The organism is Pseudomonas fluorescens NCIMB 11764 (genome assembly GCF_000293885.2).
In the GTDB taxonomy this organism is placed as follows: Bacteria; Pseudomonadota; Gammaproteobacteria; order Pseudomonadales; family Pseudomonadaceae; genus Aquipseudomonas; species Aquipseudomonas fluorescens_B.
Genome location: NZ_CP010945.1, coordinates 4437124 through 4460326 on the forward strand (window position 1 = coordinate 4437124; position 23203 = coordinate 4460326).

Annotated in this window: 21 protein-coding genes; 7 read left to right on the forward strand and 14 right to left on the reverse strand. The window is 59.9% G+C overall.

Features of this window, described 5'->3' with window-relative positions:
- Positions 1-17: 17 nt before the first annotated feature.
- On the reverse strand, positions 18-578 hold the full coding sequence (locus B723_RS20370; protein WP_017338644.1) for a cytochrome b: 561 nt from the start codon (positions 576-578) through the stop codon (positions 18-20).
- A 137-nt stretch (positions 579-715) separates the two neighbouring features.
- Between B723_RS20370 and B723_RS20375 the strand changes: the two genes are divergently transcribed.
- The gene (locus B723_RS20375; RefSeq protein WP_017338645.1) at positions 716-1486 is read left to right on the forward strand and encodes a class I SAM-dependent methyltransferase; all 771 of its coding nucleotides are present in this window, start codon (positions 716-718) and stop codon (positions 1484-1486) included.
- A gap of 103 nt (positions 1487-1589) precedes the next feature.
- Here the strand turns inward: B723_RS20375 and B723_RS20380 are convergent, their stop codons facing one another.
- From B723_RS20380 to B723_RS20405, 6 genes are all read right to left on the reverse strand, one after another.
- On the reverse strand, positions 1590-2543 hold the full coding sequence (locus B723_RS20380; RefSeq protein WP_017338646.1) for a D-2-hydroxyacid dehydrogenase family protein: 954 nt from the start codon (positions 2541-2543) through the stop codon (positions 1590-1592).
- A gap of 13 nt (positions 2544-2556) precedes the next feature.
- Complete coding sequence (locus tag B723_RS20385) at positions 2557-3579, reverse strand: alpha/beta fold hydrolase (protein WP_017338647.1); 1023 nt, start codon at positions 3577-3579, stop codon at positions 2557-2559.
- 85 nt (positions 3580-3664) lie between these two features.
- Positions 3665-4099 (reverse strand): YqaA family protein, encoded by a 435-nt coding sequence (locus B723_RS20390; protein ID WP_017338648.1) that lies wholly within the window; start codon positions 4097-4099, stop codon positions 3665-3667.
- Positions 4099-4545, reverse strand: a complete 447-nt coding sequence (locus B723_RS20395) for a DUF411 domain-containing protein (protein WP_017338649.1) — start codon at positions 4543-4545, stop codon at positions 4099-4101. The genes B723_RS20390 and B723_RS20395 overlap by 1 nt, the downstream gene beginning before the upstream one ends.
- A 257-nt stretch (positions 4546-4802) precedes the next feature.
- A complete protein-coding gene (locus B723_RS20400; RefSeq protein ID WP_017338650.1) occupies positions 4803-6794 on the reverse strand; it encodes a methyl-accepting chemotaxis protein in 1992 nt (663 codons plus the stop codon).
- A 166-nt stretch (positions 6795-6960) separates the two neighbouring features.
- Complete coding sequence (locus tag B723_RS20405; RefSeq protein WP_017338651.1) at positions 6961-7956, reverse strand: aldo/keto reductase; 996 nt, start codon at positions 7954-7956, stop codon at positions 6961-6963.
- Between the two features lie 117 nt (positions 7957-8073).
- Here B723_RS20405 and B723_RS20410 point away from each other — a divergent pair, with 117 nt between their 5' ends.
- Positions 8074-8997 carry a LysR family transcriptional regulator gene (locus B723_RS20410; protein WP_017338652.1) on the forward strand — a complete coding sequence of 308 codons (924 nt, stop codon included), beginning with the start codon at positions 8074-8076 and terminating at the stop codon, positions 8995-8997.
- Between the two features lie 6 nt (positions 8998-9003).
- Here B723_RS20410 and B723_RS33070 read toward each other — a convergent pair whose 3' ends face one another.
- On the reverse strand, positions 9004-9291 hold the full coding sequence (locus B723_RS33070; protein ID WP_144425255.1) for a hypothetical protein: 288 nt from the start codon (positions 9289-9291) through the stop codon (positions 9004-9006).
- A 42-nt stretch (positions 9292-9333) separates the two neighbouring features.
- Here B723_RS33070 and B723_RS20420 point away from each other — a divergent pair, with 42 nt between their 5' ends.
- Positions 9334-9522: a hypothetical protein gene (locus tag B723_RS20420; RefSeq protein WP_008024801.1), complete on the forward strand. Its 189-nt coding sequence runs from the start codon at positions 9334-9336 to the stop codon at positions 9520-9522.
- Between the two features lie 19 nt (positions 9523-9541).
- On the opposite strand, the gene B723_RS20425 is transcribed toward B723_RS20420, so the two are convergent.
- A complete protein-coding gene (locus B723_RS20425) occupies positions 9542-9913 on the reverse strand; it encodes a fe2+ zn2+ uptake regulation protein (RefSeq protein WP_017338654.1) in 372 nt (123 codons plus the stop codon).
- 251 nt (positions 9914-10164) lie between these two features.
- Between B723_RS20425 and B723_RS20430 the strand changes: the two genes are divergently transcribed.
- Positions 10165-12510 (forward strand): acylase, encoded by a 2346-nt coding sequence (locus tag B723_RS20430; RefSeq protein ID WP_031318881.1) that lies wholly within the window; start codon positions 10165-10167, stop codon positions 12508-12510.
- Positions 12511-12563: 53 nt separating this feature from the next.
- Here the strand turns inward: B723_RS20430 and B723_RS20435 are convergent, their stop codons facing one another.
- Entirely contained in the window at positions 12564-13565 is a 1002-nt protein-coding gene (locus tag B723_RS20435) for a FecR family protein (RefSeq protein ID WP_017338656.1), read from the reverse strand.
- 97 nt (positions 13566-13662) lie between these two features.
- The gene (locus B723_RS20440; RefSeq protein WP_017338657.1) at positions 13663-18519 is read right to left on the reverse strand and encodes a dermonecrotic toxin domain-containing protein; all 4857 of its coding nucleotides are present in this window, start codon (positions 18517-18519) and stop codon (positions 13663-13665) included.
- A 183-nt stretch (positions 18520-18702) separates the two neighbouring features.
- Here B723_RS20440 and B723_RS20445 point away from each other — a divergent pair, with 183 nt between their 5' ends.
- Entirely contained in the window at positions 18703-19743 is a 1041-nt protein-coding gene (locus tag B723_RS20445; RefSeq protein WP_017338658.1) for an Ldh family oxidoreductase, read from the forward strand.
- Between the two features lie 82 nt (positions 19744-19825).
- On the opposite strand, the gene B723_RS20450 is transcribed toward B723_RS20445, so the two are convergent.
- A complete protein-coding gene (locus B723_RS20450; protein ID WP_017338659.1) occupies positions 19826-20143 on the reverse strand; it encodes a DUF883 family protein in 318 nt (105 codons plus the stop codon).
- Between the two features lie 165 nt (positions 20144-20308).
- Here B723_RS20450 and B723_RS20455 point away from each other — a divergent pair, with 165 nt between their 5' ends.
- Positions 20309-20560 carry a hypothetical protein gene (locus B723_RS20455; RefSeq protein WP_017338660.1) on the forward strand — a complete coding sequence of 84 codons (252 nt, stop codon included), beginning with the start codon at positions 20309-20311 and terminating at the stop codon, positions 20558-20560.
- Between the two features lie 45 nt (positions 20561-20605).
- Here B723_RS20455 and B723_RS20460 read toward each other — a convergent pair whose 3' ends face one another.
- Positions 20606-21520 (reverse strand): LysR substrate-binding domain-containing protein, encoded by a 915-nt coding sequence (locus B723_RS20460; protein WP_017338661.1) that lies wholly within the window; start codon positions 21518-21520, stop codon positions 20606-20608.
- 84 nt (positions 21521-21604) lie between these two features.
- Between B723_RS20460 and B723_RS20465 the strand changes: the two genes are divergently transcribed.
- Positions 21605-22528 (forward strand): carbon-nitrogen hydrolase family protein, encoded by a 924-nt coding sequence (locus B723_RS20465; protein ID WP_017338662.1) that lies wholly within the window; start codon positions 21605-21607, stop codon positions 22526-22528.
- 155 nt (positions 22529-22683) lie between these two features.
- Here the strand turns inward: B723_RS20465 and B723_RS20470 are convergent, their stop codons facing one another.
- On the reverse strand, positions 22684-23157 hold the full coding sequence (locus tag B723_RS20470) for an LEA type 2 family protein (RefSeq protein ID WP_017338663.1): 474 nt from the start codon (positions 23155-23157) through the stop codon (positions 22684-22686).
- Positions 23158-23203: the final 46 nt, after the last annotated feature.

Below are 23203 nucleotides of genomic sequence, written 5' to 3' on the forward strand. Positions count from 1 at the left end.
TCCAGAGATTATTCGTATCAGTCCAAACCACGGCCCGGCAACATGCGGCGCAACGTGTTATCACGCAAGCCGTAATGGTGAACCAGAGCCATGAGCGCATGCAGCCCGGCCAGTATCACAATGGCCCACGCCACCTGTTCATGCAGACCGCCGAACACCGATTTCATGCTTTTATCGAAGGTGATCAAGGTTGGGACATCGAACAGGCCAAAAAAGTTGAACGGTTCTGCCTGGGCCCAGCGAAACAGGAAACCCAGCACGATTTGACTCAGCAACAACGCATAGAGCGCCAGGTGCGCGGTCTTCGCCAGACTATTCATGACGCCCCGATTGGCGGGCGGCAAGCGCCGGCCCCGGGACAGGCGCCAGAGGAGTCGGCTGAGTACGATCACAGCGAGCAGGAGGCCGCAGGAAATGTGCAATGCCTGCAGTTCTTTGCGCAGTGGCGTGCCCTTGGCCAGTTGTTCCCAGACCTGGGCACTGGCGAACAGGCCAATCACCAGCACGGCGGTCAGCCAGTGCAGCATCATGGTCAGGCGGTCGTAACGTATCGGCGAATCCGGGTTCAGGTTGTTCACGGGCGATCCTCATGGGTGATGCCAAGTGAACACCGCGGGGTGAACAATTATTCATTTCTTTCTGGCGGTCTTTTCAAGGAAAGCGCAAATCGAGGCGCTATGCTCGACAGCGTTCGAAGTCGTAGTGGAGCGTTGTCATGAAACAGGTCCATCACTCAGCGGCCGCCGGTTACAAAACGGCTGCCGACACCTACGTTCGCGGTCGTCCGGATTATCCGCCGCAAGTGGCCGATTGGCTGACAGACACGCTGGGTTTGAATGCGGATAAATCCGTGGTCGATCTGGGCGCCGGGACTGGCAAGTTCACCGGTCGGCTGGTGGCGACCGGGGCGCTGGTGATTGCCGTGGAGCCGGTGCCGCAGATGCTCGAAAAACTGTCTGAAGCCTGGCCTGATGTTTTGGCGGTAAGCGGCACGGCCACGGACCTGCCGCTGCCGGACGCATCGGTGGATGTGGTGATCTGCGCCCAGGCCTTTCACTGGTTTGCCAGCGGCGAAGCCCTGACTGAAATTGCCCGGGTGCTCAAACCCGGCGGCAAGCTGGGGCTGGTGTGGAACCTGCGCGACACGCGCGTGAGCTGGGTGCCCAAACTGGATGCGATCGTCAATGCGCTGGAGGGCGATACCCCGCGTTTCTACACCGGAGCCTGGCGTCGGGCTTTTCCGCATGCCGCGTTCGGACCGCTGCAAGAGCAGCAATTCAGCCATGGGCATACGGGCGCGCCGGAAGATGTGATTTTCAACCGAGTGCGCTCCACCAGTTTCGTCTCGGCATTGCCGGCAGCGGAGCGGGCGAAAGTGGATGAGCAGATGCGGGTGTTGGTGGATGCCGAGCCTGAACTGCGGGGCAAGGACGTGGTGACGGTGCCGTATGTGACGGCGGCGTTTGTGGCGGTGAAAGTCAGTTAGATCGGTGGTGCGGCCATCGCTAGCAGGCTAGCTCCCACACTGGATCTGCGTGCACAGGACCTCTGTGGGAGCCAGCCTGCTAGCGATGAACGATGACGCGGTATCAGCTTAGAAGGCGGATCGGCGTTCCAGCAGACCAGGCCTGAATATCCTCGATCATCTGCGAAAAGAACTGATGGTAATTCTGCTGGCTGACATACCCGACATGCGGCGTCGCCAGCACATTCTCCAATGTCCTGAACGGGTGATGAGCCGGTAAGGGCTCCAGCTCGAACACATCCAGCGCTGCCCCGGCCAGGCGCTGTTTCTGCAACGCCTTGATCAGCGCTGCTTCATCGACAATCGGCCCGCGTGCGGTGTTGACCAGCAGCGCCGTAGGTTTCATCCAGTCCAGCGCCTGTGCGTCGACCAATCCACGGCTGCGGTCGCTGAGCACCAGATGCACGGAGAGCACGTCGGCCTGTTCGAACAGTTCCTGTTTGCTCACATAGGTCACGCCCACTTCGGCGGCGCGTTCGGCGGTCAGGTTTTCGCTCCAGGCGATCACTCGCATACCGAACACCTGGCCGAACTGCGCGACCCGCTGGCCGATGCTGCCCAGGCCGAGAATCGCCAGGGTCTTGCCGTACAGGTCGCCCCCCAGGCCTTGTTGCCATTTTCCGGCGCGCAGGGCATTGGCTTCCACGACAAGGTTGCGGGTCGCGGCCATGATCAGCGCCCAGGTCAGTTCCGGCGCGGCGTGTTTGTAGCTGTCGGTGCCACTGACCTGAATGCCGAGAGCGGTTGCAGCTTTGAGGTCGAGCGCAGCGTTGCGCATGCCGCCGGTAACCAGCAGTTTGAGTTTCGGCAGACGCCGCAGCAGATCCTCGTCGAACCGGGTGCGCTCGCGCATCACGCAGATGACTTCAAACTCACCCAGGCGTGCTGCCAGCGTCTCGTTGTCGGCCGGGTAATCATGGATAAAATCAACCTGGCCGATGGCGTCCAGCGCCGACCAGTCCACGACAGTGCGCGCCACATCCTGCCAGTCATCGATCACCGCAATCTGCACAGCCATCAGCCTTACCTCATCAACGAACGGGGTTGGTTTTGTTCAGCCAGGCGAGCAAGGCCTGGTGGAATTTCTGCGGTTCTTCCATCTGCGGCGCGTGGCCCATGCCGGGGAATTCCACCAGCGTTGACTGGGGAACCAGCTTCGCGACTTGTTTGCCGAGCACGTCGTAGTGACCGAGTTTTGCCTTGACCTCGGGCGGCGCGATGTCGCTGCCGATGGCCGTGGTGTCGGACGTACCGATCAGCAACAGCGTCGGCATCTTCAGGTCCTTGAACTCGTAGTACACCGGCTGGGTGAAGATCATGTCGTAGATCAGCGCCGAATTCCACGCCACTTGTTTATGCCCCGGCCCTTTATTCAAGCCGGCGAGCATGTCCACCCAGCGATCGAATTCGGGTTTCCAGCGGCCGCCGTAATAAGTGTTGCGTTCATAGGTGCGGATGCCATCGGCGGTCAGTTTCAGCTCACGTTCGTACCATTGATCCACCGTGCGATAGGGCACGCCGAGGGCTTTCCAGTCTTCCAGGCCGATAGGGTTGACGAGGGCGAGTTGTTCAACCTGCTCGGGATATTGCAGTGCGTAACGGGTAGCGAGCATGCCGCCGGTGGAATGCCCGAGCAGGGTCGCTTTCTGGATGCCGAGGGCTTTGAGCAGTTGCTGGGTGTTGGTTGCCAGTTGCTGGAAGCTGTACTGGTAGTTGTCCGGTTTGCTGGAGGTGCAGAAGCCGATCTGGTCCGGTGCGATGACGCGGTAGCCGGCGTCACTCAAGGCCTTGATCGAAGTGTCCCAGGTGGCGCCGCAAAAATTCTTGCCGTGCATGAGCACGATGCTGCGTCCGTTGGCCTTGCCATGGGCGGCAACGTCCATGTAGCCCATTTGCAGGGATTTGCCCTGGGACTCAAAGGCGAAATGCTTGATCGTGTAGGGATACTCGAAGCCTTGCAGCTCCGGCCCGTACTCCGGACCTTCGGCAGCGATGACGGGCAGTGCGGCGGTCAGCAGCAGGCTGGGTAGCCAACGGAAGCGGGCGAGGGGCATGGGTAAACTCCACAGGAAATCGGCCGATGCTGGATCGGCATGATTAGGGCGACATTAAACACAGGCAATCGCGGCGAATGATCGTTCAACTCATCCAGCCCAGGGTCGCCAGGGCCAGTACGCCATAGCGGGCGCCTTTGGCAATCGTCACAATCACAAGGAAGCGCCCGAGCGGCTCGCGCATCACCCCGGCGACCAGGGTCAGCGGATCACCAATAACGGGTACCCAACTCAGCAACAGTGACCAATGGCCGTAGCGCTGATAATGAATCCGGGCCTTTTCCAGATGCAGCGGGCTGACCGGAAACCAGCGCCGGTCGCGAAACCGCTCGATACCGCGCCCCAGCCACCAGTTGAACAGCGAGCCGAGGACATTGCCCAGGGTCGCGACCGCCAGCAGCGACCAGAGCCAATACTGCTTGCTGAGCAACAACCCCACCAGCAGTGCTTCGGACTGCAACGGCAACAGGGTCGCCGCACCGAATGCGGCGAGGAACAGGCCGATGTACGCACCGAACATCAATGGGCAGCGTAGTCCGCCACCACCACATCAGTGCCGTCCTTTTTCAGGCCGATGACCTGATAAGCATCGCTCATGCCGTCCATTTCCATGCCCGGCGAACCCATCGGCATGCCCGGGGCCGCCACACCCAACAGGTCATCGCGCTTGCCCAGGGCCAGCACCTGATCGGCCGGGACATGCCCTTCGACGAATTTGCCATTGATCAAAGCGGTGTGGCAGGACGCCAGGCGCGGTGGCACGCCGTGCTGTTGCTTGAATTCGCTCATGTTGGCTTCAACGTGATCCTCGACCTTGAAGCCGTTGGCCTCCAGATGGCTGATCCATTTTTTGCAGCAGCCGCAGTTGGCGTCGCGATGGACTTCGATCGGGATCAGGTCGGCGGCCTGGGCCAGGGAGGAAATGAACAGGGCGCTCAGGGCGACCAGACGAAGGTGGGTTCGCATGGGCAATATCTCGACTCGGAGGATGGTCAAAAAAGAGGCATTTTGACTGCTTTAGCCCGTAACGAGGCAAGAGATTGTTTCGAAGTGATACCGCCAGGCGGGCTTTTGTGGCGAGGGAGCTTGCTCCCGCTCGCCTGCGCAGCAGGCGCAAACCAGGTTGCGCGATTTAACTGCTAGCACCGCGTTGAATGCCAAGGCGGCCGCTTCGCAGCCCAGCGGGAGCAAGCTCCCTCGCCACAGGGAGCTGCGTTCACCCATCAGCGGACTTTGAACCGCCCCATAATCGCACTCACGCGACTATTGGCCTCCAGCAACTGCCGGGTATTGAGCTCACTCGCCTGACCGCTTTTCACCAATTCATCCACCATGTGGCGGATTTGCACCATGCTGCGGTTGATCTCTTCGGTCACGGCACTCTGCTGTTCTGCGGCGGTGGCGATCTGGGTGCTGAGGCTGTTGATGTGGCTGACAGAACCGGCCATTTCATCCAGCCCGGTGTTGACGCGAGCCGTCGCATCGGCCGCCGACTGGCAGCTGGCCTGAGTGTTTTCCATGGCGCTGACCGACGAGCTCACGCCTTGGGTCAGGCGGGTGAGCATCTCGTTGATTTCCGACGTGCTGGCCTGGGTGCGAGCGGCGAGGGCGCGAACTTCATCGGCCACCACCGCAAAACCGCGTCCCTGCTCACCGGCGCGAGCGGCTTCGATGGCGGCGTTGAGGGCCAGCAGGTTGGTTTGCCCGGCGATGGCGCCGATCACCCCGAGAATCTCGGTGATGCGCTGGGCGTCCTGTTGCATGCTTTCGACTTTATGCGTGGCGCTGGCCACTTCGTCGATCAGCGCGATCACACTGCTGGAGGCTTCGCCCACGACCACCCGTGAACGGTCGGCGTTTTCGTTGGCGCGTTGGGTGAACGCAGCGGTTTCAGCCGCATTCTGCGCCACGCTTTCGGCAGTGGAACTCATCTCGGTGATGGCGGTGACAGTCTGGTCGGTTTCCGACGCGTGGCGCACCAGGATCTGGCTGGTGTGCGCGGACGTGCGTTGCAGGTTATCGAGGCTGGACGCCATGGCGCCGGTGGCCTGGGTGACTTCGCCGATCATGTTTTGCAGGTACGCGATGAAGGCATTGACCGAGTGGCCGATGGCGCCCAGTTCATCTTCGGCGCGGATGGTGATGCGTTTGGTCAGGTCGGCGTCACCGGCCGACAGCGCGTCGATATTGGCCTTCAGCGCTTTCATGCGCTGGATCAACTGGCGGATCGCGTAGATTTGCAGCAACACCAGCAGGATCACCATCGGGATTTGTAGCAGGCTTAGCGTGCTGAGCACGTCGTCGCGCTGGGCCGTGATCAGTTTGGTCGGCAGGGCGGTGGCAAGGAACCACGGCGTGCCTTCGATCGGGCGCATGAAGAAGGTGCTGGCTTCGCCGTTGTTGTCGAACTCGACGCGCTGCGATCGATCACGGTTTTGCAGGCCGGCCTTCACTTGGCTGGCGAAGGGCGAGTTACCGGCCAGTTCGCTGATGTTCTTCAGCACGATTTGCCCGCTGATGCGCGAGCTGTTGCTGATGATCTTGCCGTCGGACTCGACGATCAGCATTTCCGCGCCCAGGTCTTTTTCCTTGCGTGCCACCAGGTCATTGAAGAAACCCAGGGTCACGTCAATGGTTGATACGCCATACGCCGCGCCGTTTTTCTGAATGGCCATGGCGCAGTTGGTGCGCGGCTCGGCGCTGGCATCATCCTTATAGGCCGCGGCCCAGGCGCATTGTCCGCGCGGGGTCTGCATGCCGCCCTTGTACCAGGTCTGGTCGTAATAGTTGGGCGCCGCGTCACTGTTCCAGAAGGTGTTCACCGCCAGCTTGCCCGAGGCATCGCGGTGCCAGAAGGTGCTGAATTTGTTGCGCCCGGCTTCACGCTGGCCGGGCAGGGGCCAGATGCCGCCGCCGAAGACTTTCAGCTCCCCGTATTGATCGACCAGGCCCGGCAGAACGGTGTCGATGGCGGCGCTGTCGAGCAGAGGAATGGTCTGGGTAATGCTGCGCTGCTGCGCCTGAACCTTGTTCAGTTCGCCCTGGATTTGCTCGGCGACTTCAGCGATGCGATTGAGGGCCACTTGTTCTTCGGTGTGGCGAAGTTTCGGCGCTACCAATTGGCTGATGCCGACTACGGTGAGAATAGACAGCAGCAGAATGAACAGGACCAGAAACAGTGTGTAGCGAGCCTGAATGGTGCGGAATGCGGGCATGGAGCCGGGTCCTTTTTAGCAGCGTTCTTATTGGGAAATTTCGGCGCTTCAAAGGGCTATCGGCCTGCATATGCGGAGCTTTAGGTACGATCGTGCAAGCTAGGGGCGAGGTGACGGGCGGTGGAGTGACCGGCCCGTTCAGGCAACCGAACGGGCCAGGTGCAGATCAACGGTCCAGCAACTTCATGACTTCTTCGGGGTAACGCAAACCGGCCGTGGCATTCGCCGGGAAGATGGCTTCCAGCGCGTGCAACTCTTCGCGGCTCAGTTTGACCTCCAGCGCCGCCACGTTCTCCTCCAGGTACTTACGTTGTTTGGTCCCCGGAATCGGGATCAGGTAATCCCCCTGAGCCAGCACCCACGCCAACGCGAGTTGACCCGCCGTTACGCCTTTTTCCGCCGCCAGGTCCTGAACCTGCTGCACCAGCAATAGATTTTTCGCAAAGTTGTCGCCCTGGAACCGTGGACTGAAACGACGGTAGTCGTCTGCCGCGAAATCATCCGGGCTTTTCAGTGCGCCAGTCAGAAAACCGCGGCCCAACGGGCTGTACGGGACAAAGGCGATGCCCAGCCGCTGACACGTGGCCAGACAACCGTTTTCTTCCTGGTCGCGGCTCCACAACGAGTACTCGCTTTGCAGCGCACTGATCGGATGGACCTTGTTCGCCCGTTCCAGTGTCGCCGCCGAGGCCTCGCTCAATCCCAGGTAACGCACCTTGCCGGCCTTTACCAGTTCGGCCATGGCACCGACCGTTTCCTCGATAGCCACTTGCGGGTCGATACGGTGCTGGTAATACAAGTCCAGGGTCTCGACACCGAGGCGCTTGAGGGTGCCGTCGATTGAGGCGCGAATGTAGTCCGGACGGCCGTTGACCCCGCGGGCGCTCGGATTCGCCGGGTCGCGCACGATGCCGAACTTGCTCGCCAGGAACACGTGATCGCGCTTGCCGACGATGGCTTTGCCGATCAGTTCCTCATTGGTATGCGGGCCGTACATGTCGGCGGTGTCGAGCAGATTGATGCCCAGTTCCAGCGCCCGGTGCAGGGTTGCCGTGGCCTCGCGGGTGTCGACGCCGGTCGTGTAGAAATCGGTCATGCCCATGCAGCCCAGGCCGATGGCACTGACCTGTGGACCGTTCTTGCCCAGTTGACGTGTTTGCATGAAATCAGCTCCCTGTGAATGTGACGTCCATTGTCGACCTCGACAGAAACGAGATAAACCGGCTAAAACTGCTATCACTATTCATGATTTCTAAATAATAAGTCGGTGCAAACAACAATGGATCGTTTCAACGCCATGCGCGTGTTCACCCGAATCGTCGAACTGGGGGGCTTTGCCAAAGCAGCGGACAGCCTGCAAATTCCCCGTGCCTCGGTGACCGTTCTGATCAAGCAACTGGAAAGCCATCTGGGGGTGCAACTGCTGCAACGCACTACGCGGCAGATCAGCCTGACGCTCGACGGTGCCGCCTATTACCCGCGTTGCGTGCGGTTGCTGGCAGATCTTGAGGAAACCGAAGCGGTGTTCTCCGCCGCACGGCACAACCCCAAAGGTCTGTTGCGCGTGGACATGCCCGGGGGCATCGGGCGGTTGGTGGTGATCCCGGCATTGCCGCAGTTCACCGCCCGCTATCCCTTGATCGAACTGGAGATCGGTTTGAATGACCGGCCTGTCGACCTGATTCGCGAAGGTGTCGATTGCGTATTGCGCGGCGGCGCGTCGCTCGATGATTCACTGGTGGCGCGGCCGCTGGTCATGCTGGATCAGGTCACTTGCGCCAGCCCCGATTACTTGCAGCGTCATGGCACGCCACAGGGTTTGGCCGATCTGGCGGGGCATCAGATGGCGGAGTACGTCGCCAGCAACGGCAAACGCTATGGGCTGGAATTTGTCGTCGATGGGCAGGTACAACCGGTCAGTCTGCCCAGGCAAGTCTCGGTCAACAGTGCCGATGGTTACCTGGCGGCGTGCGAGGCCGGATATGGGCTGGTGCAGGCGCCGTACTATCACGTGGCCCGGCGTATCAAGGAGGGTGGTTTGATCGAGGTGCTGAGAGAAGTGCCGCCACCGGGGATGCCGCTGACGGCGCTTTATCCTCCCCACCGTCAGTTGTCGCGGCGGGTAAGGGTGTTCGTTGACTGGATGATCGAGCTTTGCGCGCAGCCGGGAAATGACTTTTTCAGCCATCCGTCAGCTCGCTGAAAATCCTCAGCGATGCTGGTAGTACCCCGGTCCGCCACGGCCGTCGTAATGGTGGCCGCCGTGCCAGCCGCCGTGGGGGAAAATAATGCAGCCGCTCAGGGAAAGCAGGGCAAGCAGGGGAATCAGCAGTGTGATTCGACGGAACATTTCGAAATCCTCATGGTTATCGCCGCTATGAAGCCAAAAGGCTTCATCGGCTGTAACATGAGACCCCGTTTGCAGCGCCGCATCCCCGAAAAACGGTAGGGGCTTGGCATGCATCCGGATACAAACCGGATACATTTTCAGGTTCACGTTCAGGCTTATGTTTAAGCTTTTTGTTAAAGGAAAAGGGCAATGACCCAGTCGCAACGTTTGAAATACTCGATTCTGATCTCCCTGGTGGTGCTGGGGATCATGTTTGGCCTTTCGTATTTGCAGAATGCCGGCGTCATCAGCGAAAAGCTGTTTCAGTACATCGCCATTGGCGTGGCGGTGATCGTGGTGGTGATCAATGGCGTGATGCGCCGCAAGGTCAAACCCTGAGCGACGCCCGCCGACACGATTATTCGCCGTGCAGAGCGGCGGCAGCCTGTGGATGCAGGCTGTAGCTCTTGTCCGCGTTCAGCGTAATCACGCCTTCGCTGCACAAGCGCTTCAACACTTCGCGGACACTGAGAAAGGACAGGGGAATATCCAGCTCCAGCAAGTGGCTGTGTACACCGCGCACCCCCAGGCTGCGGTCGCTGTCGGCGGCGGACAGCAAGGCATCGATGACTTTCAGGCGGATCAGGCTGGTGCGCAGGCCAAAGCTCTTGAGCAGAACCCGGATCCGTTCGTTGCCGTGACGTTCGGTACGCTGAGTGAACAGGCTCGAGCCTATGGAAGTGCCCATTGGTGCAGTGCTACCGTCCGTTGGCAGTTGCGAGTTGTACATGCAAAAACTCCTTTTCAGAGCCTGAACCGGAAAGATGTGTTGGGTGCTCTTACTCAATAAGACGTACGAGCTACGCAAATCATGAAGGCTCGAATGTAGAAATTTTGTCGCCATCACGTCAGAAGCCTGTAAAGCCCTGCAGAAACACCCTCCAGCGCTCTAAATTTTTGTCCTGAATTTCGTTCCTGTAAACAGGCCTATCGCGTGTGACACGCTGGGTGTGACCTTCGTTTATTCGATCAGGAGCGAGCGTGATTATTACCAGGCAATTAACCCGATTGAGCCTTGCCGGTGTGTTGGTGGGCTTGAGTCTTGCGGCAAACGCACGCAGCCAGCCGGACCAGGCGACGGCCGAAATCCGCCGGACGAGCTTCGGCGTGCCGCACATTCGCGCTGAAAACGAACGTGGCCTGGGCTACGGCATCGGCTATGCCTACGCTCAGGATAATCTGTGCCTGTTGGCCAATGAGATCACCACGGTGAACGGCGAGCGTTCACGGTATTTCGGGCCGGAGCAGTTCACGGTCGAAGAGCGCGAAAACCAGGTCAGCGATGTCTTTTTCAACTGGCTGAATACGCCGCAGGCCGTCTCCGCGTTCTGGCAGGCACAAACGCCGGAAGTCCGCGACCTCATGGAAGGGTACGTGGCGGGCTACAACCGCTCGCTGGCGGAGCGTCGCGCGCAAGGTTTGCCGCAGCAATGCCAGGGTGAGTGGGTGCGGGACATTACCGCGCAAGACCTGGTCAAGTTGACCCGTCGCCTGCTGGTCGAAGGGGGCGTCGGGCAATTTGCCGAAGCACTGGCCGGCGCCATGCCTCCCAAAGCCGTCGCTCGAAACGCAAACGCACCCGCGTCGTTCCAGATCGCCGATGTACGCCGGCAGCGCTTCGCCCTCGATCGCGGCAGCAACGCCGTCGCGGTGGGCAGCGATCGCTCGTTCAATGGCCGCGGCATGTTGCTGGCCAACCCGCATTTTCCTTGGGTCGGCGGGATGCGTTTCTATCAAATGCATCTCACCATTCCCGGCAAACTGGACGTGATGGGCGCCGCGTTGCCCGGCCTGCCGATGATCAACATTGGCTTCAACCAACACCTGGCCTGGACCCACACCGTGGATTCATCCAAGCATTTCACCCTGTATCGCCTGCAACTCGATCCGAAGGATCCGACCCGCTACCTGCTCGACGGCAAATCGTTGCCGATGAAGCAGCAGACCGTGACTGTGAACGTGAAACAACCTGACGGGCAGACCCGTTCGGTTTCGCACGTGGTCTACAGCTCCCGGTTCGGCCCGATTGTGCAATGGCCTGGAAAACTGGATTGGGACAATCAGTTTGCCTACAGCCTGCGCGACGCCAACCTCGATAACGACCGCGTGCTGCAGCAGTGGTACGCGATGAACCGCGCGGTCAGCCTCGAGGAATTGCAGGCGTCGGTCCACAAGATCCAGGGCATCCCGTGGGTCAACACCCTGGCGGCGGACGATCAGGGCCAGACGCTGTACATGAACCTGTCGGTGGTGCCGAACGTCAATGCCGACAAACTGGCCAAGTGCAGTGATCCGCGAGCCGGACTGGAACTGATCGTGCTCGACGGTTCCAACAGTGCCTGTGCCTGGGACATCGACCCGACGGCGGCACAAAAAGGCATCTATGCGTCGGACAAGTTGCCGCAACTGTTGCGCAAGGACTTCGTGCAGCACTCCAACGATTCGGCATGGATGGCCAACCCGGCGCAGCCTCTGACCGGTTTCTCGCCGTTGATCAGCCAGGACGGTCAGCCGTTGGGCCTGCGTTCACGCTTTGCCCTGGATCGCCTCGGCACGTTGAACAAGGCCGGCCCGATTGCGGCAGCGGATCTGCAACGGATGGTGATGGACGATCAGGTGTATCAGGCGGCGCAAGTCATGCCGGACCTGTTGCAATTCTGCGCGCAGGACCTTGGCGCCGATGCGCCGCTGCTGACTCCGCTGTGTGCGAGCCTGAAGGCCTGGGATCGCAGTGCGAATCTGGACAGCGGTCTTGGTTTTGTCCATTTCCAGAACGTCATGGAATCGGTGCAGGACACGCCGGATGTCTGGCGCGTCGCGTTCGATCCGAAAGATCCGCAACACACCCCGCGCGGCCTGGCGGTTGATCGCCCGGAGGTTGCGAAGGCCTTGCGCGAAGCGATGCTGGCTTCGGTGGAAGTGGTCAGCAGGTCGGGGCTCAGGACCGACACCCATTGGGGCGATATCCAGGTGGTGAGCAGCGGCGGCCAGCAGACGCCGATTCATGGCGGTCCAGGCACACTGGGCGTTTACAACGCCATTCAGAGCGTGCCGAGAACCGATGGCAAACGTGAAGTGGTCAGCGGCACCAGCTATTTGCAGGTCGTGACTTTCGATGACAAGGGGCCTCAGGCCAAAGGGCTGCTGGCGTTTTCGCTGTCCAGCGACCCGGCGTCGAAACATGCCAATGACCAGACCGTGGCGTTCTCGAAGAAACAGTTGAGTGTGTTGCCGTTCACCGAACAGCAGATCACTTCGGACCCGCAGTATCAGGCGCAGACGATCCGTGAACAGGATGAAAAAGCCGGGAAGGTGGCCAAAAAGTAAAACGCTGCTTGAGCGATGAAAGAAGGCCGCACCCCCGCAAGGGTGGCGGCCTTTCAGCTTTTCGGGGGTTGTTGCGGAATGGAGTTGAGGACCGGATTGCCTTCCTTGTTTCGAGTCAGGTAGACCGGCAACACCCTGGGCAGCGTCGCCACCAGGTTGTGGAGTTCCTTGATGTTGTAGATGCCGCCGAGGCGGATCGCGCCGGTGCTGTTGTCAGCCACCATCACGGGGTTTTCCAGATAGCGATTGATCAGGGGCAGGGCTTCGGATAACGCCAGGTCATCGAGCACCAGTTTGCCGTGGCGCCAGGCCAGTGACGTGTCATTGGCGTAGGTCTGGCTGATTTGCGGCGTGAAGTCGCCGTGTTTATAGCGCGCCTGCATGGATGGCTCCAGACGCAAACCATCGCCCGGCAGGTCATCGTTGCTGCTGACCAGTACCGAACCTTCGATCAGATTCACGCGCACCTGATCCTCATACATCCAGACGTTGAATTTGGTCCCGGTGACCCGAATCCTGCCGTCCGCCGCCTTGACGACAAAGGGGTGGCTGGCGTCATGGCTGACACTGAAAAACGCTTCGCCCTTATCCAGCGAGACCCGGCGCTGGTCCTTGTAATTGCTGAAGGTCAGTTCAGTGCCCAGGTTCAACTCGACTTGGCTGCCATCGCTCAGGGTGACCTGGCGGATCGCATTGCTGGCTTCGAAATGCTGGTACGAATTGGGCAGCAAGCCCAGGTTCCAGCCACTGTACGCTGCCAGTGGCAACGCCAGGGCACAAACGGCCGCGGCAATGCCGACGGTGCGCCAGGGCGTTGCACGCTTGGCCCGAGTGATGGGCACGACAGTCTCAAGGCGCGGCAAATCTTCCGCGACTTCCCAAATCTCCAGCATCGCCTCGTATTCGAACGCATGCAGCGGATGAGCATCGCGCCACTGCTCGAAGGCTTGACGCTCCTCGGCCGTGCAGTCGCTGGCGTGCAGACGCATGCACCAATGCGCAGCGGCATCGGTGACAACGTCATAGTCGGCTTGTGAGAAAGGGCTGTCGGTCATTGACTCATCCTGATTTCCTGCATTCTAACCTTGAGGGCAGTCTGCGAGAACAGGCGTCATGGCATTTACCCATCAAACGTCTGTTTATTTTCCGCCATCAAGGTGTATTGACGTGTAACTGGCGGCCGAGATGACTGATTAACCAAGCCACGCTGTCGGCATTGCCGAGTTGCACCGCCAGGCGAGTCAGGGAATCTTTTTTAAAGGTTTCGCGAGCACCGCTCAGGTTTTCTGCGCCGGTCAACGTCAAAATATGCGCTTTCACCCGATCCGTATTTTCATAAGTGGAATTTCCCGGATCTTCCCACACCCCGGTGTCTGGATCCCGGGTCATGAACAGTTGTGTGTAAGGGGTCTTGATCGACAGTGCGGTGTCCTGGATGTGGGTCAATGCATTTTTGAGATCGGTGGCTGTCACGCTGGTTGTGCCAATCAGGTCGGCAAAGGGCCTGCCAGGGTCCAGGTAGGAAATGTCCTCGGTTTTACAGACAAGGTGCGAAAGCTCATGCAAAAGGGTCACCGCCCGGGCATGCGTGTTGATCGGAAATGCTGTATCGGAAAGATGTTGGCGGTATAAGTCGAAACCCGGATTGAAGAACCTTTCCGCCAGATAAATCTTCCGCTTGGCGTCATTCGGGACGATAAAGGCGAATGTGCTGTAGGCATCCTCGATTACCCGGCCGACGACAAAACGATTGGACTTGGTCTTTCTGAGTGTAGGGTCCAATAACGCGGTAAACAGGTCGCCCACGACTTTTTCCAGTTTCTCGACATGCGCGGGCAGCACTTGCGGCACATCGATGAAGCGTTTGATGAGTCGATGCACGGGGGTTTCCGCGTCATCGGATGCCTTCAGCAACTGCAGGTTTCGAAAGCTGTTCCAGGCATAGGTCGTTGCCTGGTCCAGCGCTTCGTCGATCTGACGAGCCTTCTGTGGGAAACACCGGCGTATCTGCGGCATTCCATGGGCGTCGATGTTCATGCCACCCCAGGCCGCTGCCGCCGCATCCAGCCGATCCATGAGGCCGAATTGCGGAGGCGGTGCATTCCGGTCGATTACCCATTGATTCGATGCGTTTTGTCGCAGATAAGGGCCGAGGGTCTGTGTATCTGCGATGCGCCAGCGGCTGCCGCGTTTTGTCACCGGAAAAACTTTGCCTTCAACCGGCCCGTAAAGCTGTTTCGTCGTGGGGTGCGCGTAGAGCCCGGGCGTCGAGTCGGGCTTCAGCGCGTTCAGGTGGACATGGCGGCTTTCATGACGCTTCAAGGCTGTGCGCTCGGGGGCGGTGACCTTGATGTCCTGCCATTTGCAGGCGGCATCGGAGTTTGCTGGTGCCGGTGCGACTGGCGTAGCCGTCGGTGGCGCGTGAGTGTCCAACGACTGGCGCAGCGAAGCGAGCTGTGCGATCCCGCTGATGAATGCCCTGATGGCCGCGCCCCATTTGTGCGTCTGCAGGTCTTCGGCGGATTGCTTGATGTCACGGTAACTGTTCCACACCGTGACGGGGTAAGCGAGTTTACCCATGAAAAACGAGTACGCCTCGTGCAGGTCTTCACCCAGTACGTGCTTGATGGTTGCCCACTCACTCTGCTTCTTGTCATCGGACTGACAACCGAGCAATCGGCTGAGCAACGCGGCATTGTCGTTGAACAAGTGCCCGAACAGGTGGCCCTTGATGGGATTCGACGCCAGGGTAACTTCCTCCTCGGGGGCGCCAGGAGTCTCCGGCGTGGCTCTCGCGACCCGGCTCGGGGGCGTCGCCATTCGGGTCTCCAGCAGGATCCGTTCAGGGTTCTCCAGGTTCATGAGGACCCAGTCGAGCAGTCCGCCCTGGGTCTTCAGTTCTGCCAGCAACTGTGTTTCGCTTTCGTATTCTTTTATCCCGTGCCTGGGGCTGTGCGGTGCGAGCAGCACCTGCGGTGCCGTGCTATCGGCCGATGAGCCGATCAGATAGACGCCAGGCACTTTGACGGTTTGCCCGCTCCTGATACCGAGGAACTCCAGGGGGCGGATGATGCCATGGGCACCGTCGACTGCCGCACGGGCGATGGCGTCGGGCATGTCCATGATCTGGCGGATCAGATCAAACCCGGTTTCGCTGAGGCGTTCCTGCAGTTTTTCTGCGTGGGCGTGGTGCATCAGTTGCCAGGGCAACTGTGTGTAAAAAAGCTTCCTGCGTTCCGCGTTCGCCGAGGTGTCTGCCAGGGCGTCGCTCACTATTTGCTGTTGATGCACACCCGGTTTCAGGTCGCGTATCAGGTCTTTGATATAGCGTTCGTCCATGCCTTCTGGAATGGCTGTGTTATCCAGGGACGTCAGTTTGAGGAAGACGGCGTCCAGGTCCTTGAGGTGAGTCAAGGCAAAGTCGGTCAGGGTTTGGGTGCTGGACGCAGACCTCGGGCTCGCGCTGATCTCGACCCGGACCTTGTCCGGATCAATGTTGAAGTCGTCTGCCTTGAGTTGTTTTTCCAGCTCATGGTGCGCGGTGCGCTGCAACGAGCGGATGCCGGTGAGGTAATCCTGGTCGTCTTTGACGTTATGAAGGTATTGCTGAAGCAGTTCGCCATGCAGGATCAGGTCTTTGATTGGCGCCTTGGCCAGCCAGGCCGGCAGTTTTTGCTGGGTGGTCAGGGATTCGGCAATATCGGTTGCACGGCGCAGCCCGGTCATCGGTTCGCGCAGGGCCACCAGATTCAGCAGGCTGGCCAGCGGTGCGGGAGAGAGCGGGGTGGTCAACGCTTGGGTGACGCAGGTCTGGTCGAGATCGACAAAGGGCTTTTGCAGATAATCGAGGAAGTGCCCATGGACCCGTTGCAGTGGCGCCAGGGTGTAAGCCTTGCCTGGCAACCGCTCGCTGCGGCCGAGGTTTTCCAAGAGCATTGATCGATGATTCTCGTCCTTGAGGCGTCGCTCGAGTTGCTCCAGTAGCGGCGTCAGTGCGTTGAAGGCTTCAAATCCCAGTGCCGGCGTCCACAAAATGGCTTTGCCCGAGTGCACCGGATCCAGGCCTCCCCGTTCAGTGAGGACAAAGCAACTGGCCAGTTTCAACGGGGTCGCGGTGGCGCCGGTCTTCAATGCCAGGGAAAAGACCTCCGGAAAAAAACCGTTCAATGCCGCCCGTTGCAGGTGTATCGGGGTATCGAGCACGGTTTTGATGATTGCCTGTTCCGTTGCACCCAGGGTGCGCGAGACGGCGCGAAGCTTCAATTCACTGCGCAGTGCCGTTGACAGGGTATGGGTAAAACTCGATTGCAAATTCGCCAGGGATATACTGACGAGGCTGTGCGCATCAGTGAATGTGCGGGTTTTGATGGGAATGACCGGGTGTTTTTCAAGGAGTTGATCGAGCGCCTGTTCGACCGAGTTCAGCAGCGACAGCTCCTGTCTGGCCGACTCGGCACGTACGGTGGCCGGTCTCGCGCTGACGCGGCGGTCCGGGCGCGTGCTCCAGCGTCCTGCGGCCTCAGCCAGGAGCAGGCGGTTATCGATCAATCCCCGGACGTCCAGGGCATTGTCGAGCAAGGCGTGAGGGTCCAGCGTACCTTCGCTTTCACGGTAGCGGCTCAAGGCATGGCTGAGGTTTTGCCGTTGTTTCTCCACGATGTCGACCATCATCCGTTCAAACGCCGGGCCGATGACCGGCTCTCCCACAACGACTCGATCGTCCGGTTCCAGCCCAAGAAAAGTGCCGCGTTCGTCCAGCGACATGAAATTGAGCAGTGTGTCTTCATGCCCCTCGCTTTTGAGCATGTGCAGCACGATTTTTTTCACCGCGGGCAGGTTGCTTGTGGCCTCGATGCCTCGGGTCGGGTTGTACAGAAAACTCAGGGTGCTGGTGCCCCCGATCATCAAGGTCGAGGCAAGCTCCGCAAAATGTTTGAGCGGGGCGGTGACCCGCACTTTTTCGATGCAAAGGGGATTGTTTGGGGCAGGCGCGAGGCTGACATTCATCAGTTGCAGATATTCCTGCGTCGTTAAAGTGCCCTGCTGGCGTTGATGTAAAAGCCGCGTGTGAAACGTGTCGCGCATGCAGTCGCTGAAAAAACTCAGGCGCGACAGGCCATTGCTCATGGGCGTGTTCCAGAACGTCTCAAGCAGGCTTTGCAGGTGAGGCGTAAAACTCTGCGCGATCTCCTTTATGGCGCTTTCCCATGCCTGGTTGTCGATATCGCTGCTGACGCTGTGCTCGGGATGGGTAAACACCCTGGAATCGCCTGTCGGCCACTGGTTCGTCAGGTAAAAATGCAGGAGGGCCTCGCTCAGTGACATCGAGGAAATCGTGTGCGCCTTATCACGGTTATCGAACGCGGAGCCTGTACTGACAAAACTCTTCAGCCGAGTCAGGCGCTGGTCCAGTGTGGGAAATGGCTTGAGCAGCGCATGCTTGAGGGTATCGTCGAGCATCGATTGCAAGGTGGGTATCTTGACCAGCTCACCCGCCATCGCCTGGATGTTTTCTTCTTGCTGTTGCTGAAGGACGAGTTCCTGGTCTTCGAACACCGCACCTTCGATGTCGCTGGTGGCAATGTCGAGTGCAGGGGCGGCGGCCAGGGGCAAGCGTTGTTCGATGGAGACGAAACGCAACAGTTCACGTTTTCCGCTGGCGTGCGCCAACCACTCTTTGAGCTTGCTTTTGAGGTCGTCCATGTCCGCGAATTTGATCAAGCCCTTCCACGGCGTGTAGAGCGTGACCTCGCCATCGTTGGGCCGACTCATGGCAAAAGCGCCGGCCAACGGGATGCCGGTCTCGCCCGGCAAGGACAACAGGAGCCGGTAGGCGTGCATCGGTTTTACATGCGTTTTACGGGCTGACTGGGTGGGTCGATAAACCGTCTTCAGCCAGTTCAGATCGTCCAGGCTAAAGCTCAGCGCGTTTTCCCGTTCGCCGGGTTGCCTGGCGGCGGATGCGCGTTCTGCTTCGTCAAAAAAATACGGCAGTGCAGGCGTCGTCATGATGTTTCCTCGATGGGCTGCGACGGTGTTCAGTGCAGGTCGTTGGGTCGAGGGGCAACAATAGAGGCCGGAAAAAGGCGGGGTGCGGTACATATTGCTTGCGCGAGAGACTTGACAGGACGCCGGTAAGAAAGCGCTTAATCGACCTGTCGCCCGTCTCTAAAAATAACACTGGAGCTTCAGATGACCGCTTCGCCTGAAATGGCAGTCAGTTCGGCCAACTCAACCCTGGATTTTGATTCTCTCGTCCTGTTGCTCGAACGCATTTTCGTTCGCCATGGCACCTCCGCCGAGGTCGCCAGGACACTGGCTCTCAACTGCGCGGGCGCCGAACGCGATGGCGCCCACAGTCACGGCGTATTTCGCATTCCCGGTTACGTCTCGACGCTGAAGAGCGGCTGGGTCAATGGCCAGGCCGTGCCGGTGGTAGAAGACGTGGCGTCGGGTTTTGTCCGGGTCGACGCCGGCAACGGTTTCGCTCAACCGGCGCTCGCCGCTGCCCGCGCCTTGCTGGTGGAAAAGGCCCGCAGTGCCGGTATCGCGGTGCTGGCGATTCGCAATTCCCATCACTTCGCGGCGTTGTGGCCGGACGTCGAACCGTTCGCCTATGAAGGATTGGTGGCGTTGAGCGTGGTCAACAGCATGACCTGCGTGGTGCCGCATGGCGCCGATCGCCCGCTGTTCGGTACCAACCCGATTGCTTTCGCCGCCCCGCGCGCGGACGGTGATCCGATAGTCTTTGACCTGGCCACCAGTGCTATCGCCCATGGCGATGTGCAGATCGCTGCACGCAAGGGTGAGCGTTTGCCGGCGGGCATGGGCGTGGATAGCCTCGGTCAGCCCACCCAGGACCCGAAAGCGATTCTTGAAGGCGGGGCGTTGCTGCCGTTTGGCGGGCATAAAGGTTCGGCGCTGTCGATGATGGTGGAGCTGTTGGCGGCGGCGTTGACCGGCGGCAACTTCTCGTTCGAGTTCGACTGGAAGAACCACCCCGGTGCCAAAACACCATGGACCGGACAGTTGTTGATCGTGATCGATCCGAGCAAGGCCGCCGGACAGAATTTTGCCGAGCGCAGCCAGGAACTGGTGCGGCAGATGCACGGTGTGGGGCTTAAGCGGTTGCCGGGTGATCGACGTCACCATCAGCGGGCCAAATCCAGCGTGGGTGGCATTCAGCTGGATGCGGACACGCTGGCGAATTTGCGGGAGTTGGCCGGCGCCTAGAAATTGGAACGCAGACCTGTGGGAGCGAGCAAGCTCGCCCCACAGGGATTTCATTTCACTAATGAATTATTGATAGGCGGGTTTAACGGCGGCCCAGCAACAACCCGACAACCAAACCAAAACCGGCGGAAATGGCCACGGTTTGCCATGGATGCCCGCCAATGTAGGTTTCAGTGGCTTCGACCGCCGGGAGGGTGCGGTCGCGAACGCTGGTGACCGAGTCCCGTGCCTGCTGGAGTTTCTGGGCGATCTGTCCGCGAAGCGTGTCTGCTTCTTCACCGACCAGCGACGCGCTGCTTTTCAGCAGTTTTTCCGACTCTTCGATCAGCGCCTGTAGATCGCTGAAAGCCTGGTCCTTGATTTGGTCTTCAGCGACTTGTGCGGCAGTTTTCCGGGCCATTGAGGTACTCCTTGCAAGTGAATAGGCAGTGAACAATGGAGTCTGCCACGACGGAAAAAGTTGCAGTGATTTTGCGCGGCACCGTCATCCTGTGGAAAAATCCAGCGCAGGACATTTCTTCCTACAGTGTAAGATGTCGCCTATTTACGCAGCAGGTAACTCCCCATGAGCTTCAATCTGGCCGACAAACCCCTTGCCGAGCGCGCGGCGCTTGAAGACGAGAAATCCCGTCTGTTCGAACTCTGGCAAAACAACCTGGGCAAAGCCAAGGGCGAAGCCGCACGGTTGTTCGGCGAGCGCGCCAAGCGCAAAGGCAAATGGGCCGAATGGGTCCGTTCCGAACTCGACGGCATTTCGCCTCCGGAGTTCGCGAACATGGTGCGCAGTGAAGTCAATCGCTTGATGGCGGCCAAGTAAACCCCTGCCTGACACTACCCGAGTAGGCGCAGCCTGCGGCAGCTCCTACGGGCTTGCAAAAATCGCGACAATTGCCTCACGCACTTTCAACACCACCGGATCGAGCTGAGTGCTGGTGCGCCAGCCCAGTTCGATCGGGTAACGCGACAACGCCAAAGGGCAGGGCAGCAGCGCCAGCCCGGTGAGCGCTGCAAGGCTTCGAGCGGCATGCGCCGGAATGGTCGCCACCGCCTGACTGCCCTTGAGCAAATGCGGCAGCGCCGCGAAATGTGTGGTCGAAGCGCATACTCGCCGGCTCAGGCCCAACGCGGCCAATCCTTCGTCGGTGATCCCGATAAAGCCACCCGATGACACCAGAATATGTTCACGGGTGACGAATTCCTCAAGGTCGATGGCCTGCTGTCCCGCGACCAGGCTGATCGGGTCTACCAGACACAAATAATCACCTTCGCCCAGCACCTGACGACTCAGCAATCGCTCGGCGAACCCGCCGGCCGTGATCGCCAGATCGATGCTGCGCTCCATCAACGCCTGCGCGACGATCTGACTGTGAGTCTGGCGGAATATCAGCCGCAGCTTCGGCGCGCAGCGGGCGATTTCCTCGATCAAGCGACGGCCGTAGGCGATTTCGAAATCATCTGACAAACCGACCGTGACCGAGCGGCCATCGTAGTGATTGGCGGTCGGATCGACCATCGCCAGGCTTTGGCGGCATTTGTTCAATGCGTCGCTGACCACCGGTTTCAACTGATTGGCCTTGAGCGTGGGTGCGAGGCCTCGTCCCGTGCGTACGAACAATTGATCGCCGTAGACCTCGCGCAGCCGGCGCAATGCCGCGCTGACCGCCGACTGCGTGACGCCCAGGCGCAACGCCGCACGGCTGGCGCTGGACTCTTCATGCAAGGCTTCGAACACTTTGAGCAGGTTGAGATCGACGGTGGCGATATTCATTTGGTTCATATCATTCAGCAGTGGATGGGGCTTTATTGATGATCCCGTGACGCCTGAGAATGAGCAACACCTGATGTGAACGGAGTGACCGCGATGCCCAAGTCAATCGTAGCTGCACTGCAAATCGGCGCCTTGCCCGGCGGCAAGGCCGAGACCCTGGAACAGATTCTCTCGTTCGAAAGCGCCATCCTTGAAGCCCGTGCGGCGCTGGTGGTCATGCCCGAAGCGCTGCTGGGCGGATACCCCAAAGGTGAAGGTTTTGGCACCCAACTGGGTTATCGCCTGCCGGAAGGTCGTGAAGCCTTTGCCCGTTATTTCGCCAATGCCATCGATGTGCCTGGGGCGGAAACCGAAGCGCTGGCCGGGCTGTCGGCGCGTACGGGGGCGAACCTGGTGATCGGTGTGATTGAGCGCGCTGGCAGCACGCTGTATTGCACCGCGCTGTATTTCGATCCGCAGGCCGGGCTGGTGGCGAAGCACCGCAAGCTGATGCCGACCGGCACCGAACGGCTGATCTGGGGCAAGGGCGATGGCTCGACGCTGCCGGTGATCGACAGCCAGGTCGGGCGGATCGGCGCGGTAGTGTGCTGGGAAAACATGATGCCGCTGCTGCGCACCGCGATGTACGCCAAAGGCGTGGAGGTGTGGTGCGCGCCAACGGTGGATGAACGGGAGATGTGGCAGGTCAGCATGCGCCATATCGCCCATGAAGGCCGCTGCTTTGTGGTCAGTGCCTGTCAGGTTCAGGATTCGCCGCAAGCCTTGGGCGTTGAAATCGCCAACTGGCCGGCGGACCGGCCGTTGATTGCGGGGGGCAGTGTGATCGTAGGGCCGATGGGCGACGTACTGGCGGGGCCGCTGCGGGGAGGGCGCGGTTTGCTCAGCGCTGAAATCGACACTGACGACCTGATCCGCGCGCGTTACGACTACGACGTCGTCGGCCACTATGCGCGCCCGGATGTGTTCGAGTTGAGCGTGGATGAACGCGCCAAACCGGGCGTGCGGTTCAACACATAAGCAAAACTGTGTGTGAGTTTTAGTGGCGAGGGAGCTTGCTCCCGCTCGGCTGCGAAGCAGTCGTAAAGCTTTTGGGGCCGCTTCGCGCCCCGGCGGGAGCAAGCGCCCTCGCCACAAAAGCTCGCTCTCACATTGGATTATCAGCGTTAGTGCATTTACCAGGTGCCGACTGTCGATCCCGGCAAACTGAGCTTGCCGCTGTCTGTAAATCGCATCGTGCCGAACAAACCGCCCGCCAGTTTGCCGCGCAAGACATAAGGCAGGTTGTTCAACGTTTGGGTCTGGCTCAGGCCCAAAGTCTGGCGCAGCACCGAGAACGCCGAAACGCTCACCGGCACGCTCAGCACTGTCTCGGAAAAGCGCCCGATCGAGCCCGACTGATCACTGACGCCGGAGGCGAGGGGCTGGCCGTTGACTGACAGGTCCAGCGCCACGCCGTTGTAGTCGATCGCGGTTTCATTGGGATTCTGTACGCGGATTTTCACTGCGAAACGCACTTCCATGTCCTGGCTTTGCAACGGCTCGAAACCGACCACATTGATGTTCAGCGGGTCGCGATTGGGAAACAGGGCGCAGGCGCTCAGGGACAATAAAAGGAGGGAAAGGACAACGGCGTGGACACTGCGCATGGACATGCTCTCTTGAAGAAAAGGCCGAACCGCCCTTGGCTCGGCC